17 protein-coding genes are annotated in these 16,946 nt (G+C 32.7%); 4 read left to right on the plus strand and 13 right to left on the minus strand.

What is annotated here, in order from left to right; translation table 11 throughout:
• Positions 1-73: 73 nt before the first annotated feature.
• From lpdA to J418_RS0100790, 5 genes are all read right to left on the minus strand, one after another.
• Complete coding sequence (lpdA, locus tag J418_RS0100770) at positions 74-1,846, minus strand: dihydrolipoyl dehydrogenase (protein WP_017751088.1); 1,773 nt, start codon at positions 1,844-1,846, stop codon at positions 74-76.
• 43 nt (positions 1,847-1,889) lie between these two features.
• Positions 1,890-3,242, minus strand: coding sequence for a 2-oxo acid dehydrogenase subunit E2 (locus tag J418_RS0100775; protein WP_017751087.1), 1,353 nt, complete (start codon positions 3,240-3,242; stop codon positions 1,890-1,892).
• Between the two features lie 114 nt (positions 3,243-3,356).
• Positions 3,357-4,328 carry an alpha-ketoacid dehydrogenase subunit beta gene (locus tag J418_RS0100780; protein WP_017751086.1) on the minus strand — a complete coding sequence of 324 codons (972 nt, stop codon included), beginning with the start codon at positions 4,326-4,328 and terminating at the stop codon, positions 3,357-3,359.
• 1 nt (position 4,329) lies between these two features.
• Positions 4,330-5,286, minus strand: a complete 957-nt coding sequence (locus tag J418_RS0100785; RefSeq protein WP_051057228.1) for a thiamine pyrophosphate-dependent dehydrogenase E1 component subunit alpha — start codon at positions 5,284-5,286, stop codon at positions 4,330-4,332.
• Positions 5,287-5,562: 276 nt separating this feature from the next.
• Positions 5,563-7,521, minus strand: coding sequence for a sigma-54-dependent Fis family transcriptional regulator (locus tag J418_RS0100790; RefSeq protein WP_017751084.1), 1,959 nt, complete (start codon positions 7,519-7,521; stop codon positions 5,563-5,565).
• Positions 7,522-7,690: 169 nt separating this feature from the next.
• Here J418_RS0100790 and J418_RS0100795 point away from each other — a divergent pair, with 169 nt between their 5' ends.
• Positions 7,691-8,206, plus strand: a complete 516-nt coding sequence (locus J418_RS0100795; RefSeq protein WP_017894580.1) for a Gx transporter family protein — start codon at positions 7,691-7,693, stop codon at positions 8,204-8,206.
• Between the two features lie 76 nt (positions 8,207-8,282).
• On the opposite strand, the gene rnfB is transcribed toward J418_RS0100795, so the two are convergent.
• The 7 genes from rnfB to J418_RS0100830 form a co-directional block, all read right to left on the minus strand.
• Entirely contained in the window at positions 8,283-9,137 is an 855-nt protein-coding gene (gene rnfB, locus J418_RS0100800) for an RnfABCDGE type electron transport complex subunit B (protein ID WP_017894581.1), read from the minus strand.
• A gap of 16 nt (positions 9,138-9,153) precedes the next feature.
• Positions 9,154-9,732 carry an electron transport complex protein RnfA gene (locus J418_RS0100805; protein ID WP_017751081.1) on the minus strand — a complete coding sequence of 193 codons (579 nt, stop codon included), beginning with the start codon at positions 9,730-9,732 and terminating at the stop codon, positions 9,154-9,156.
• Positions 9,732-10,355 carry an electron transport complex subunit RsxE gene (gene rsxE / locus J418_RS0100810; RefSeq protein WP_017751080.1) on the minus strand — a complete coding sequence of 208 codons (624 nt, stop codon included), beginning with the start codon at positions 10,353-10,355 and terminating at the stop codon, positions 9,732-9,734. Before rsxE ends, J418_RS0100805 begins: the two co-directional genes overlap by 1 nt.
• A 1-nt stretch (position 10,356) precedes the next feature.
• Positions 10,357-10,908: an RnfABCDGE type electron transport complex subunit G gene (locus J418_RS0100815; protein WP_017894582.1), complete on the minus strand. Its 552-nt coding sequence runs from the start codon at positions 10,906-10,908 to the stop codon at positions 10,357-10,359.
• A 4-nt stretch (positions 10,909-10,912) separates the two neighbouring features.
• On the minus strand, positions 10,913-11,905 hold the full coding sequence (locus J418_RS0100820) for an RnfABCDGE type electron transport complex subunit D (protein WP_017751078.1): 993 nt from the start codon (positions 11,903-11,905) through the stop codon (positions 10,913-10,915).
• A 15-nt stretch (positions 11,906-11,920) separates the two neighbouring features.
• The gene (gene rsxC, locus J418_RS0100825) at positions 11,921-13,309 is read right to left on the minus strand and encodes an electron transport complex subunit RsxC (protein WP_017751077.1); all 1,389 of its coding nucleotides are present in this window, start codon (positions 13,307-13,309) and stop codon (positions 11,921-11,923) included.
• Between the two features lie 129 nt (positions 13,310-13,438).
• Complete coding sequence (locus J418_RS0100830) at positions 13,439-13,852, minus strand: SoxR reducing system RseC family protein (RefSeq protein WP_017894583.1); 414 nt, start codon at positions 13,850-13,852, stop codon at positions 13,439-13,441.
• Between the two features lie 311 nt (positions 13,853-14,163).
• Between J418_RS0100830 and J418_RS0100835 the strand changes: the two genes are divergently transcribed.
• Positions 14,164-14,643: a hypothetical protein gene (locus J418_RS0100835; protein ID WP_017751075.1), complete on the plus strand. Its 480-nt coding sequence runs from the start codon at positions 14,164-14,166 to the stop codon at positions 14,641-14,643.
• Between the two features lie 21 nt (positions 14,644-14,664).
• Here the strand turns inward: J418_RS0100835 and J418_RS0100840 are convergent, their stop codons facing one another.
• A complete protein-coding gene (locus J418_RS0100840; protein WP_017894584.1) occupies positions 14,665-15,768 on the minus strand; it encodes a D-alanyl-D-alanine carboxypeptidase family protein in 1,104 nt (367 codons plus the stop codon).
• Between the two features lie 365 nt (positions 15,769-16,133).
• Here J418_RS0100840 and J418_RS16745 point away from each other — a divergent pair, with 365 nt between their 5' ends.
• Complete coding sequence (locus J418_RS16745) at positions 16,134-16,466, plus strand: DUF2953 domain-containing protein (RefSeq protein ID WP_235807013.1); 333 nt, start codon at positions 16,134-16,136, stop codon at positions 16,464-16,466.
• A gap of 21 nt (positions 16,467-16,487) precedes the next feature.
• The gene (gene ytfJ / locus J418_RS0100850) at positions 16,488-16,919 is read left to right on the plus strand and encodes a GerW family sporulation protein (RefSeq protein WP_017751072.1); all 432 of its coding nucleotides are present in this window, start codon (positions 16,488-16,490) and stop codon (positions 16,917-16,919) included.
• Positions 16,920-16,946: the final 27 nt, after the last annotated feature.

Genomic DNA, 16,946 nt, shown 5'->3' on the forward strand with positions numbered 1-16,946 from the left:
CCCTATTAATTTTAAATTAAAAATGACCTGCTTATTATAAACAAGTCATTTTTAAGCCATAAACTCTATACAATTAACTATGAACTTTTTGCTCTGTATTACCAACTGGGTTATTTACCATATTAAGTGCTCTATTGTCAACAGCCAGAGCAGCTTCTTTAATTGCCTCTCCCACTGTTGGATGAGCATGTATAGTAGTAACTATCTCATCTACAGTAGCCTCAAGCCTCAATGCCAGAGCAGCTTCAGTTATAAGGTCCGTAGCTCTGGGTCCAAATATATGAATCCCTAAAACTTCATCATATTCCCTGCTTGCTATTATCTTGACAACTCCATCGGTTTCATTCATTATCATTGATTTTCCATTTGCCGATAATGGAAATTTTCCTACTTTATAATCTATACCCTTCTCTTTTGCCTGCTCTTCAGTAATGCCTACAGCTGCTATTTCAGGCTTTGTATATACACAAGCCGGCACAGTCTTATAATCCATTTTGCTATTCTGTCCCATTATATTTTCTGCTGCCACAACCCCCTGTTCTGATGCTACATGTGCAAGCATGTTTTTTCCTGTACAATCTCCTATTGCATATACATTTCCTAAATTTGTTTTCATACTATTGTCTACAGAAATTTTTCCCCTTTCTGTTTTAATTCCTATACCTTCTGCATTCAATCCTTCTATATTTGCATACCTTCCTATGGCAACTAATACTTTTTCAGCTTCTACACTTAAGTTTTCACTACCTTTTACAAAATTGACCTTTAGTCCATTTTTACTGTTTTCTATCTTGGCCACCTTGCAGCCACTATTTATAGTTATACCTTCTTTAGCTAATTTTGACCTGACAAGCTCTGAAATCTCCCTATCTATTGGCGGCAAAATATATGGAAGCATTTCTACGATAGTTACCTTGCAGCCCAGTGAATTAAATATATTTGCAAATTCTATTCCTATTACTCCTCCTCCTATGATTGCCAGACTATCAGGTATTGAATTAAGGCTCAATGCTCCTGTACTGTCAATTACTCCATCCAGATCTGTTCCTGGAATTGGAGGTATAAATGGCAGAGAACCTGTTGCAATTATTGCATTATCAAAACCGATTGCTTGGGTTTGCCCATTTTCAGCTGTTACTGACAGCGAATTTCTGGATTGTAATTTTGCAGATCCTTTTACTACTTTTACTTTATTGAAAGCAAGGAGTCCTCCAACACCTGATACAAGTTTCTTGACTACTTTACCCTTTCTTTTTTGAAGGTTTTGCCAGTTTACTGTTACTTGCCCATTTATATCAATTCCCAAATCACTGCTGTTTTTTACTTCAGTAAACACCTCAGCTGAATGCAATAAAACTTTAGTAGGAATACATCCTACATTTAAACATGTACCTCCAAGTGGACCTTTTTCCACTACAGTTACTTCAGCTCCAAGTTGTGCTGCACGAATAGCTGCTATATAACCACCTGGTCCTCCTCCAATAACTACCACTTTCTTATGATCCTTTGAAGGTGATGTTTTGAACTCAACTTTCTTATCTGAAACTGGAACTTCAGATTTCACTTCTCCAACACCTGCCTGTTCCAATAAACCTGAAATGTCCTCATCTATACCTGCAACTATTGCTACTGGTTCAAGACATTTAACCGTATCTCCTTCTTGTGCAAATACCTTTCTGAGAACTCCACCTTCTTTTGCTTCAACTTCATTTGTCAATTTATCTGTTGTCACATCAAAGAGAACCTCTCCTTTTTTTATTTCTTCTCCTTCACTTTTATGCCAGGTTTCTATTTCACCTTCTTCCATAGTTAATCCAAGTTTCGGCATAACTACCAACCAACTCATAAACAACCCTCCTAAATCCTATTTCATAAATTTTTAATAGTAATTACAGTAATAATAACTCAGGTTTTTCTATATATTCTTTAATTTTTGCCAGGAATTGTGCTGCATAAGCACCGTCTATAGCTCTATGATCCGCTGTAAGGGATAGATTCATAAGAGGTTTTATAATTACTTTCCCATCTTCTACCACAGGAGTCTCACATATCCTGTTAACTCCAAGTATAGCTACTTCCGGCTGATTTATAATAGGAGAGAAGGTATCTATACCATACATTCCAAGGTTTGTTATAGTAAACGTAGCACCTCCCATATCATCTGGACCAAGCTTGTTTTCTTTGGCTTTTTTTGCAAGTTCCTTGAACTCTACTGAAAGTTCTTTCAACCCTTTTTTATCCGAATCTTTTACAACTGGTACTATAAGGCCTTCATCCAGTGCAACTGCAACACCCATATTTACATAGTTCTTTAATATAAATGAATCTCCTGAAATAGAACAATTTACAAGTGGAAACTGTTTCAAAACCACAGATACTATCTTTATAAGCAAATCGGTATAAGTTACTTTGCATATATCTTTAATGTGATTTTTAAATCTCTTTAATTCTGAAGTATCAACACTCATATTATAGGTTACAGTAGGTGAAGTACGTACACTTTCACTCATTCTCTTGGCAATAACTTTTCTCATAGGTGACATCTTTATTATTTTTTCACCATTTATTGGCTCACCTACTTGACTTGTATCAATTTCTGATAATTTTTGAATCTGTACTTCATCTGCCTTTGCAAATTTCAATACATCTTCCTTCATGATTCTTCCATCTTTATTTATCTTGTTCAAGTCAACATTAAGTTTTTCTGCCAATTTTCTTGCTACCGGTGAAACTTTAATCCTATTGCTTTCGATATATTGCTCTACATCATTCTTTACTATCCTGCCCATGGGGCCTGTACCTGTTATAAGTTCAAAATCCACATTGTTCTGAAGGGCAATTTTTTTTGCTATTGGTGATATTTTTATCCTTCCCTCTCTTTTAACAGGTACGCTCTCAGCTTCGTGCATCTCATTTTTATCCGATACCGGTGATACAGTCTCTTTTGGTTGTATTTCATCACCATCTATATTCACTTCCTGGAGAAGTCCTGAAATATCCTCATTCTTACCGGCAATTATAGCTACAGGATCAAGACACTTAACCGTATCTCCCTCCTGTGCAAATATTTTTCGGAGTACTCCACTTTCCTTTGCTTCAACTTCATTAGTTAACTTGTCTGTTGTAACGTCAAAGAGAATCTCTCCTTTTTTTACTTCCTCTCCTTCACCTTTATGCCAAGTTTCTATTTCACCTTCTTCCATAGTTAATCCAAGTTTCGGCATTACTATTAAGGAACTCATAAATACACCTCCCAATCATTTTATAAAGAACAAATATCAAAGTTCAAAGTTCAAATATCAAAATAGTGATTTACTGAATTACATGATATCTGTTCTTTATTCTTTAAACTCTGTCTAAAATAGTCCTTTAACAGCAGTAATTATCTTATTTGAATTAGGTATTACGTAGCTCTCGAGTTTCGGTGCAAATGGTATTGGTAAATTATAAGTCCCTATTCTAGCTACAGGAGCATCTAAATAGTCAAATACTTCTTCACTTATAACTGCTGAAATCTCTCCACCGAATCCGCCTCTTTTAGTTTCTTCAGTAACAACTACTGCCCTGTTTGTTTTCTTTATGGAATTGAATACAGTTTCCTTATCAAATGGATACAGAGTTCTTGGATCTATTACTTCAGCTTCAATTCCTTCTTTGGAAAGTCTATTTGCTGCTGAAAGTGCCTCATGAACCATTCTCCCTGTTGCAATTATTGTAACGTCTTTTCCTTCTCTTTTAACGTCTGCAACTCCAAATGGTATTGGCTTACCGTTCTCCTCAACTTCTCCTTTTTTAGCATATAGAACTTTATGCTCGATAAATATAACCGGATTATCATCATCTATAGCTGTAAGCATTAGGCCATATGCATCTTTTGCAGTAGATGGATATGCAACTTTAAGGCCTGGTACATGAGTAACCCATGCTTCCAGTGACTGTGAATGTTGTGCTGCTGCTTGAGTTCCTGCACCACATGGAACCCTGACTACCATGGGGAGTTTTATTTTTCCACCGAACATATATCTCATTTTTGCCGCTTGATTTGCAAGCATATCCATTCCAACAGTTAGAAAATCTATGAACATCAGTTCAGCAATTGGTCTCAGTCCTGTTGCGGATGCTCCAATTGCACATCCTATAATAGCTCCTTCTGAAATAGGGGTATCTCTAACTCTCATTTCTCCAAATTCTTCATGCATTCCCTGACTTACTCCAAAACAACCTCCAAAAGGTCCTACATCTTCACCAAACAGTAGTACATTCTTATCTTCTCTCATTCTAGTAGACATGGCATCTCTTATGGCCTGTGAATAGGTTATTTTTTTCATGTTAATCAACCCCCTCTTTCATATCAGTATATACGTCTTCAAATACTGAATTTAATTCTGGTTCAGGACTTTTATCTGCAAATTCCACTGCTTCTTTAATCTGATCATCAACTGACTTCTGAACTTTTTTCAACTCGTCTTCACTGGCAATATTATTTTCAACAAGGTATTTTTCAAATCTTGGAATAGGATCTTTTTTAAGCCACTCTTCCTGTTCTTCCTTTGGTTTATAATTTGCTGCATCACCTTCGAAATGTCCCCTCTGACGATAAGTTTTGCACTCTATAAGAGTTGGTCCTTCTCCATTTCTTGCTCTTTCCACAGCTGTTTTGGAAGCTTCATAGACTGCAACAGGATCATTGCCATCTACTGTTACTCCAGGTATGCCATAAGCTTTCGCCCTATCAGCTACATTTTTAATATTCTGATGTCTCTTTTGACTTACTGAAATTCCATATCCGTTATTTTCACATACGTAGACAACAGGCAGTTTCCATACACTTGCCATATTTAAAGATTCATGAAATGTACCCTGATTTGTAGAAGCATCACCAAAGAAACATACTGCAACCTGGTCAGTTCCCCTGTACTGTGCACTCATACCTGCTCCTACTACTATATCGTGACCTGCTCCTACTATACCATTTGCACCCAATATTCCTTTAGTTGCATCGGCAATATGCATTGATCCACCTTTTCCTTTACAGTAACCTGTAGATTTTCCGAAAAGCTCAGCCATCATATATTTCAAATCCCCACCTTTGGCAATTATATGACCATGTCCTCTATGGGTACTTGTAATATAATCAGAATCCTTAAGATTTTCACATACACCTGAAGCTATAGCTTCCTCTCCTATATATAGATGAACAAAACCTGGAATTTTTCCTTCCGCAAAAGAATTCATTGCCACAGTTTCAAAAGCCCTTATTTTTAGCATTTTATCATAGATATCCATAAGTTTGCTGGAATCTATCCTCTCTTTTACATTTTCCAAAACAATCCCTCCCAAATCAATAATATTTATTGAATAAACGATTTCAAAGTTGTTGATTAATTTTATCTTGCACTTATTTACTTCAGCAAATCCTATGCCAAACTCAAAGGCCTTGTAAACTCCTAATATATATTTTTACAATATACGGTATGTAATCGTTTTGGGAAAAATTTATGCCATAGTGGGAAATTTAAACTTTTTTCCCATTATGGCATTTAAACAGCATACCTACTTAAATTAATTTTCTTCTATATCAAGATTATATCTTTTTATCTTTCTATATAGTGTAGATTTACCTACATCAATCAACTTGCTTGCCTTCACTACATTTCCATTGCAGTATTTCAGTGCTTTTATAATATGTTCCTTTTCAATCTGTTCCATCGTTTGAATTTTAACAGCAGATTCTGTATCCCCACAATCAATACACTTTATAGTATGCTTAGTAATATCCTTAATATAGTCTGGTACAAGTTCTCCAGATATAACTCCATCTTTTGCTAGATAATAGGACCTCTGAACTACATTTTCCAGTTCTCTTACATTACCAGGCCATTTATAATTTTTAAGCACATCAAAAAAACTTTTATCAACATATTCGGTTTTGAGAGGATTTTTACTATTTAATTTATCTAGAAATGATTTTATAAAAAGTGGTACATCTTCTTTTCTTTCTCTTAAAGGAATTAATTTTATGTTAAATACATTCAATCTGAAGTACAGATCACTTCTAAAGCTCTTTTTATCTACTTCTTTAATTAGATCCCTATTTGTTGCCGCCACTACCCTCACATTTAAATTTCTCTCAAATTTTCCTCCAATTCTTGTAATTGTATGATTATCCAAAACTCTTAATAGCTTAGACTGTATTTCAAGAGGAAGTTCTCCAATCTCATCCAAAAATATGGTTCCTCCATTTGCTAGTTCAAACTTTCCAGGGTTTCCTTCTTTGGATGCACCTGTAAAAGATCCCTTTTCATATCCAAAAAGTTCACTTTCTACAAGATCCTTCGGGAGAGCTGCACAGTTTATTGCAACAAAAGGCCCTTCACTCCTTCTGCTTGCATTATGAATTGAATGTGCAAACAATTCCTTTCCAGTTCCGCTTTCTCCTGTTATAAGTACGGTACATTCATTTTGTGCTATACTCTTTGCATCCCTGATTATATTTTTCATTTTAACATTATCTGTAAGTATATTTTCAAAATCATATTTAGAAGAAAACCCAGCTATCCTATTTACAAGATTACGCATACTGTCAGCCTTCTTTATAAGCACTACAAAACCAATATTATTCTCATTCATTGACACAGGAGTTACATCTATATTACATTCTATTCTTCTCTTTTTTATGTGCAGACTTATCTCCCTATAAGTAATCCTGTTATTGTTATTTGAATCATACATATCATTTTTAATATCATTGAGTAAAATTTCTATATCCAATTTATTCATTTCATCTTTTGATATCTTTAGTATTCTGCAAATTTTATCATTGAAATACTTCAATCTTAAATCATTATCTATAACTAATATCCCCTCATTAATTGAATTAAAAGCTGCTTCCGTCCATTTTCTGTGCTCTGCTATAACAAATTGTTCCTGTATAGTATTGGAAGCTTCTACTACTATACCTAATGTATGGGTATGAAAATCTCCAAATCCCCCTGACAAATCAATACATCCTATTATTTTGCCTTTGCTATCATGTATAGGTGCAGCAGAACAAGTCCATTTATGTTGTCTGTTGCAGTAATGCTCGGCTCCCAGGGTTTGAATTGGCTTGTTTAAATAAATACATGTTCCAATGGCATTTGTTCCAACATCTTTCTCCAGCCATCTGCGTCCTTCAAGAAAATCCAGGTCTCTATTATCATTCATTATCTTCTCATTTCCAATTATTTTTAATATAACTGCATTTTCATCTGTTAATATAATAGAATAGTTGGTTTCTTTTAAAACATCATATAAATTAAGCATTATAGGCAATGCAATTTGTATAAGCTCTTTTTTTAATGACAATACATTGTCAAATTCACTTTTAGACAGTAATTTAACTTTCTTCATATTAACATCTACACCATAGTTTTTACACCTAATCCATGAATTCAAAATATCAGGTCTTACACTGCTGGGTATGTCATTAAACTTTATAAAATTATTTCTCTGATCTTCAATTTTCTCTAAATACTTCATAGATTATCCCCCTAAATTTTTAATGAAGCATAGAATATCAGCTAATTATATTATATAGTAATACTGTTTTGTTTGCTATTGTAAATGTATTCACAGTGTAGTAAAATTTTATTATATCAATTCTATATTATAAAATATATAAAAATTTATTTGGATTGGGTTGGATATAATGGTAAATAAGACGACCAAAATGATTTTTTTAAGTTTTCTTACAGGTATAGCTTTAGTTATATATGTTTTGGAAAGTCAAATTCCTGTATTAATCCCCGGAATAAAACTTGGACTTGCCAATATAATTTCATTGACAGCCTTGATATTATTCGGATGGAAAGAGGCACTTATAATAATGTTTCTAAGAACTTTTCTAGGTTCCATGTTTTCAGGAAGCATGTCAACTTTCATGTTCAGCATAGCTGGAGGTATACTCAGCAATGTAGTAATGATTTTATTATACAAATTCTTTAAAAATTCTTTGAGTTTGTGGGCTATAAGTATATGTGGAGCCATATTCCATAATATTGGACAACTTTTGGTAGCTGCATTTGTAATTCATGATTTAAGAATATATATATACTTACCTGTGCTTTTAATTTCAGCTGTTGTTACGGGGTATTTCATAGGTCTGTGTACAAAATTTTTATGCACAAGATTAAAAAATACAAAAGTATTCAAAAATGTACTATGAGACCCTAAAATTAAAACAACTTTCAAAAACAATATATTAATTATTTTTGAAAGCTGATCTTTCTACCTTACAGTTACTATTTAACTGCAACTTCTTCTTTATTTTTTTGAGCATTATTTAAATTCAATAGAATCTCTTTAATGGCTCCTGTAGGACATTTAGTCAAACACTTTTCTTCAGAACATTCATTTATACAAATTTCAGGATTTACTACAGCTAGATTATCCTCTATTTTAATTGCATTATGTTCACAATTTCTGCTGCACATTCCACATCCAAGACATCCTACAGTACAGTTTTTACGAACTTTAACACCTTTGTCATGAGAATTACACTGAACTTCCACCTTTGTACCTACTGGAATTAAAGATATTACATTTTTAGGACATACACTTGCACATTTTCCACATCCTATACATATATCTGTATCTATAAGTGGAATACCATTTTTGCCCATCATCATAGCATCAAAAGGACAATTTCTTACACAGGTTCCAAATCCTATACATCCAAATGAACATCCTTTAGGACCACCCTGAAGGAGATTAGCAGCAGAACAGTCCTTTACTCCCTGATACTCATATCTTCTAGTTGCATTTTTTAAATTTCCATTACACATGACATATGCTACTTTAGGTTCCATTTCTTCAGCTGACTTTCCAGTCAACTTTGCTACCTTTTCAGCTACAGCTGCCTTTCCTGGAACACAAAGACTTGGTGACACTTCTTTATCTAAAACAACTGCTTCCGCATAAGCACGGCATCCTGCATATCCACATCCTCCACACTGTCCTTTTGGCAATTCATCCTCTACCAAATCTATAAGTGGATTGGATTCTATGGCAAATCTCTTATTTGCATATCCAAGTACAAGCCCAAATACCAATCCAATAGCTGTCATTACAATTAATACCATAATTGCAGTATTCATGATTAAAATCCCCTTTCTATATGGCTATCATACCTGAGAAACCCAAGAAAGCCAGTGCAAGCATTCCTGCTAATATAAAAGCAATTCCAAGTCCTTGAAGCGGCTTGGGTACATCTGCTAATCTTAATTTCTCTCTTAAGCTTGCCATTAAAATTATTGCAATAGCAAAACCAAATCCAGCTCCTATGGCATTTACTACACTCATTAAAAATGTATAACTTGATTCTACATTTAAGAGAGGTACTGAGAGCACAATACAGTTTGTAGCTATCAATAGTAGGTAAATTCCCCACATATTATAAAGTGCAGGAGCCTGTTTTTTAATTATCATCTCTAAAAGTTGAACAAAACTTGCAATAAGAAGTACAAAAACAACTGTAGTCAAAAATGTCAAATGAAATGGCAAGAGTACAAAGTGATATACTACCCATGCAAGCATTGAACTAAAAGTTAAAACTGATGTTACTGCCATACCCATTCCAATTGAAGCATTAAGATTTTTGGAAACTCCAAAGAAAATACATAGTCCTAAAAATCTTGTTAAAACAAAGTTATTTATAATTACAGAACTTATAAACAGCGTAAGATATGCCATTACATGTCACCTCTACTCATTTTTAACTTTTCCTGATGCTGATTGTATACTTTAACTATAGCAACTAAGTATCCAATCAATATAAAAGCTCCAGGAGGCAAAATCATAATAAGAGCTGGATTATACCACGATCCCATTACATGCATGCCGAATACAGTACCAGAACCTAGTAGTTCACGTATTACACCAATTATAACAAGTGCTATACAAAAACCAGCTCCCATTCCAAGACCATCAAAAAATGATGGAACTACCGAATGTTTCGATGCAAATACTTCTGCACGTGCCAATATAATAGCAAAAACCACTATAAGTGCTAGATATATACCTAAAGCTTTGTACAATTCAGGTGCAAATGCTTGAAGTACAAGTTGTACCAGAGTAACAATTGTAGCTATAGATGTTATATAGACAGGCACTCTTACTTTTGGATTTACAAATTTTCTAATTATAGATACAACTGTATTATTGGCAGTTATAACAAACATTACAGATAATCCCATTGTAAGCGCATTTATAGCCTCACTGGTTACTGCAAGTGCAGGGCATAAGCTTAATGCAAGTACAAAAATAGGATTTTCTGTAATTATACCTTTTTTAAATATGTTCCATAATCCTTTCATATTATTTACCTCCCGTATATTTAGTAACTTGAATTACAGCTTCCTTAGCTCCTTTAGTAACAGCTCTTGAAGTTATAGTTGCTCCTGTCATTGCTTGTATATCCTTGGTATCTGACTTGTCCTTTGTTACTGTTAAATTTTCAACACCTTTATCTTTAAATTGGCTTCTAAAGGGATCATTTGCAGCATTCGCTCCAAGTCCAGGCGTTTCATTATGTGATACTATACTGAAATCTATAATTTTACCCTCAGGTGTAACAGCTACCAGCATAGTTATAGCTCCACCATATCCCTTACTTTGGGCAGGTACTACATATGCAATAGTTTTATTTCCTTTTACTGCTGAATACCAATCCTTTTTACCACTTACAGGCTTAAAGTTATCTGCATTTTTTACAAGCTGCTGCATGGATTCATTTTTCAATTGCACCTGTTTTTTTGCAGCTACTGGTGCTGTAAAATAATATGTTGTTGCAATTATAATTCCGGATATAAAACAGGCGGCTGTTAAATTTCTAGCAATACTAAAAACAGAATATTTATCTTTTGCCATAATACTACCTCCTCAACCCAAATTTAACTGGTTTTACAAGACGATCAATCAATGGTGTAACAGCATTCATCAAAAGTATTGAATAACATACACCTTCTGGATAACCACCCTTTAATCTTATAAGGCTAGTAATAGCTCCTGCTCCTATAGCAAAAATAATCTGCCCTTTTAAAGTTATAGGAATAGTAACCATATCCGTTGCCATAAAAAATGCTCCTATAATAAGTCCTCCAGCCATCATATGAAATATTGGATCTCCTGTAAAAAATCCACTAGGTCCAAATATCCATGTTAAAATTCCAACAGTTGCAATCATTACAACTGGAACCTGCCAGTTTATATATCGCTTGTATATGAGATAGACTCCTCCTAAAACAAGTAATATCGTGCATGTCTCTCCTATACATCCATTTCTATTTCCTAAAAAAAGTGCTTTATAAAGATTTCCTGTTCCTCCAAAAGTCTGAACTAATTTGGAATATCCATCAAGTTTTAAAATTCCAAGAGGAGTAGCAGAAGATACAACATCTACACTGGTCGTCATTTTGCTCCACAATGTCATGGCTGCCGGCCAGGAAGCCATAATAGCTGCCCTGCCTATATGAGCAGGGTTGAATATATTGTATCCTAGTCCACCCATGGATTGTTTTGAAATTGCTATAGCTATAAATGACCCAATTCCAACCATATATGCTGGTATAGTAGGAGTAACACACATAGCAAGCAAAAGTCCAGTTAAAAATGCACTGCCGTCACTTACAGTTATTGGTTTATTCCTTATTTTTTGTATTACAGCTTCAGTTATAACTGCTGATAAAATACTAACTATAATAATCTTTAGTGCTGCCAGTCCAAAATGATAAATTCCAAATATAGCGGCTGGTGCCAGTGCAATATTTACACTCCACATTATTTTTGATATAGATTCTTCACATCTCACATGAGGTGAAGATGAAACAGTAAAAATCTTATTTTTTGTCAGTTCTGTCTCTGCCATTTTATAATCCCCCCTCTATTTTTCCACACTTGTCTTAGCTTCTACACCTTTAGTATCTGCTTCTTTAGCACTAATTTTATTATTTAAAATTTTTGCTTCTTCTGCATTTTTAGCTTTTGAATATTTAATATACTGAACAATATTCCTTTTAGCTGGACAAGAATATACACAACTTCCACATTCTACACAATCCAAAAGATTATATTCATCTTTTGCTTCTTTATAAAGATCATTTTGTCCAAGTATACTCAGCATACTTGGGTTAAGCCCCATAGGACAGGCTTGTATACACCTTCCACATCTTATACAAGGTGATTCTCTTCCTGAATTAACTTCATTTTTTGTTAAAGCTAATATTCCAGAAACACCTTTAATTATAGGAATGTCTAAATTTGACTCTGCAAATCCCATCATTGGACCGCCCATAATTATCTTCACTGGGTCTTTTGAAAATCCGCCACAAAAATTAATTGCATCGCTAAAGCTTGTACCAATTCTTACTAAAAGATTTTTAGGAGAATTTATTGCACCTCCACTTACTGTAGTTATTCTTTGAATTAAAGGAATTCCTCTCTCTACTGCATCACTTATTGCAATTAATGTTCCAACATTTTGGACTACAACTCCAACATCTGCTGGGAGCCCTCCTGAAGGAACTTCTCTTCCTGTCAAAACTTTTATAAGCATTTTTTCAGCTCCCTGTGGATATTTGGTAGGCAAGCTTACAACCTGTACATTGCTGATATCAGAAAAAGTTTGCTTCATGCTTTTTATAGAATCAGGTTTGTTATTTTCTATTCCAATATAACATTTTTCTGGCTTTAAAATTTTCATTACTATCTTCACACCAGTTGTTATTTTATCCTGATATTCTATCATAGCTCTATGATCAGCTGTTAAATATGGTTCACATTCAGCCGCATTTAAAATAAATACATCAATTTTTTTATCCTTGGGTGGAGAAAGTTTTACATGAGTAGGAAACGTTGCTCCTCCCATTCCCACTACACCATTTTCTTTTATAATTTCTAAAATATCACTTTCATTTAAATCTTCAAAGTTACGTGTTGTAGGAATTCCTTCAATCCACTCATCTTTTCCGTCGTTTTCAATAACTATAGCCGTACATACTCCAAAAGTAGGGTGAGGATAATTCCCCACATCAATTACCTTTCCTGAAATAGAAGCATGTATATTGCTGGATATAAATCCTCCACTTGCAGCAATTAGCTGACCTTTCTTGACTTCATCTCCTTTCTCTACCAACGGAGATGCTGGAGCTCCAATATGCTGCCTTACTGGTATAATAACCTTGTCAGGTACAGGTGCAATTTCAATGGATTTATCTGATGTGTATACCTTGTTTCCATTTGGATGGACTCCACCTCTAAAACTTTTTATCACTATTAACACCTCTTTCTATTAATTCTTAATAAAAATACTTATATATTAAATTATAGAAATATTATCATTGATAATATTTCTATAATAAAATATTTATGATAAAAGCTTATAATCAATTCATAAGCTTATCTATAAAATACGCTTTATAACAGGCTTTATAGATTCTTTCTTTCCTGCTGACTTATCAAAAACCTTTACACATAAAAGTGATAAAATAAATAGTATAACTGCTCCACCTATTTGAAATGCTTTTAAATTTCCTCCAATCTTATTAGCTATAAGTGTTCCAATTAGCGCCCCCAGAAATATTCCAATAAGAGGCAGTATATACACGACAAATGCTGCTTTTAGCATATTGGTCTCTTCTATTTCAAATGTGACATGCTGACCGGGTTTTGCACCAATGGGATTTCTAGCATTTACTACAGATGCCGCCGCTCCAGGACAGGCTCCGCAATTTGCACAATCTCCATGATTGCTAGTTCTAACCTTAGCCATTCCATCTTTAGATTCAATTATAATACCTGAAGATTCATTTTTCATTTATTTTACCCCCATGATATATTATTATCCAACTAATATAAAAAATCTTTTATATAATTAATTATAGCATATATTGATAAATTTAACTTTTTTTACATTTATTCCTCTATAATCGTTTACTTAATGTACAATTATTGTACATTAAGTAAACAAACATATAGCGACAGCACAATTTTTAAAAAATGTGCTGTCGCATTAACTGCTTTAAATAAGCTTGACAATCATTTTAGCCGCTAAAAATTTATAAATGTTTCCTATATTTTTTATTTATGATATTATAATTATAATACAATTTGAAGGTGATATCAATTATGGATACTAATAAAAAGAGATTTTTAAAAAATATATGCAAATACTGTGTAAGCAACTATATGGTATCAAACAGTTCTCCTATAATGTCTTCACTTATATATCATATCTGCAAATTTTTAGATATGGATTCAATGGCAGTACAAGGTATAGTAACCTTGCATATAAATGAATTTTCAAGTAAAAGTTTCGCACACTGTTTCAACGTATGTGATGGAATTATAATAGATGCAAGCATATATGAATATGCACTTATAAACAGGAGAATATCTCATATCATACCTATGTATATAGTTGATAGTATTCCCTATAACATAAGCTATACTGTACAAAATGAGATACCCGTAGATTATAGATTTAAATTTTCCAACAAATTTGTAAATAATATAATAAATGAGATAAAATTCGTTGATGATATTTATTTGGGAAAATTCAATTTAATAGATGATGCCAAAAAGAAAAATTTATTTTATTGTCGTTAATCATTAGATTCATATTTATTTTTAATGAAAAAATGGTAATATAAATTTATTTCCAAGCTTTACTGCATTACCTGCCTTAAGTGGGGAATTATATATCTTTTTACCATCTTTATATATATATAGTTCTCCTACATTATCACCTTTTTTTACTGTAGATACTATCTTCTGTGGTTTTATAATTTTAGAAGTATATTTACATCTTTTATCAATAGGTATGACTACATCTTCTCCATACTTCAGTTTCAGTTGTTTCTTCCCTACATTTAATTTCAATGCAATTTTACCTTTTGAAAATATTTTTTTAAATTCATAATTTTTACTCACATAGTCATATATTTTTTTGGTTTCCTTCCATCTGCCAGGACAATTTAATACTACCATAACTATATCATTTTCCTTAAATTTGGCTGATGTAACAAGACATTTTCCCGCTTTTCCAGTATATCCTGTTTTTACTCCATTGGATTGTGGAATTTCCCATAAAATTTTATTTATATTGTGATAGCTTCTGCTAAATCCATTTTTTTCTCCATCTACATCTTTCGATCCTACAATATCATTGAAAATTTTGTTTTCTTTAGCTTTACTTGCAACTAGTGCCAAATCATATGCAGTAGAATAGTGCTCATCTTTATCAAGACCATGGGGTGTTTCAAAATGAGTATTTAATATTCCTATTCCACTAGCATATTCATTCATCAGCTTTACAAATTCCTCCACGCTTCCACTTACTCCTTCTGAAATTGCTATGGCCGCATCATTTCCGGATCTAAGCATAAGTCCATACAAAAGCTCTCTCAATTTTATTTTTTCACCTTTTTTGTAACCTACTGTAGATCCTCTTATACCTGCTGATCTTACTGAAATTTCCACTTTTTTATCTAAATTTCCATATTTTATAGCTACAAGGGATGTCATAATTTTTGTGGTACTTGCCATAGGCACTAATTCATAAGCATTCTTCTCATATAGAACTACTTTGGATTTGCTATCTATAGCTACTGCACATCTAGCATCTATATAAGGATATTTATCTATAGCAGCAAACACATTATCGCTGAATATATTAATTCCTATAAATAAAACCATGATAAATACCAAAGCTTTTTTTAATTTTCCACCCATATTTTTGCCTCCTGACTTTAAATATTTTATTCAAAATTATCTAAATATATTTTTTACTAAAATATTTAAATTAATCCTAAAACTAATTCCATATAAGTATATATTTCTATATTTAGGTTATATTTATTAATATATTAGAATTAAGGTGGTATAGGTTGTTTATTTTGTTTATAGTTATACTGTTTTTGATCATTATTTTTATACCTTTTCCTGTAAAATTACATATTTTTTATAATAATAAAAAATTGAATTTATATTTTTTTAATATAAATATATTGAATAAGATTACATCAAATAAAAAAGAATTTAATATAAATTCAGCTAATTCTATCAAGCAACTGGCAACAACTATAAAAAAATCTAGAATGGTTTTCAAACGTCTTTTAAAAATTAAATATAAACCCAAAATTAATATTGATATAGACATAGTCTATGGACTTGATGATGCTGCATATACTGCCATATTATATGGATTAATAAATTCTTTGACCCATTCACTATTGATAATATTATCTAGATTATTCATATTAAAAAAACAAAAAATAAATATAAAACCCTGTTTTAACAAATCTTATTTCAAATTAGAAATTAATAGTATAATTTACGTAAGTTTTGTAAAAATTATATATATAATCTTATCATTATATATTGATAATAAAAGCCTTAAAAAATTAAGAACTTCTGTTAACAAGATATAATCAAATAGAGGAGGTATTCATATGGATAGTCATCCTATAGAAAATTTATTAAAGAGCACTATGGAGAATCTCAAAGATATGATAGATGTAAATACCATAGTTGGAAATGCAGTAGAATCCAAAGATGGATCCCTAATAGTTCCAATCTCAAAAGTATCTTTTGGTTTTGCTTCTGGGGGAAGTGAATTTGACACAAGCAAAAAAGATGAATCAAAGCCGGATTATCCATTTGGTGGTGGTTCCGGAGCTGGAGTAACCGTTAAACCAGTAGCATTTTTAGTTACTAAAGGAGATTCCATAAGACTTTTATCTCTGGATCAAAATAGTACCTACGATAAAATAGTTGATTCAGTTCCTCAAATAATGGATTACATAAAAGATATGGTTTGTTCTAAAAAATCCAAAGATAAATCTTCAGATGATACTGTGTCAGATAATGGAGAAGGCATTTAAAGCATAAAAATTCAGACTTGGATTTTA

The sequence above is a fragment of the Clostridium tyrobutyricum DSM 2637 = ATCC 25755 = JCM 11008 genome (assembly GCF_000359585.1).
GTDB lineage: Bacteria > Bacillota > Clostridia > Clostridiales > Clostridiaceae > Clostridium_B > Clostridium_B tyrobutyricum.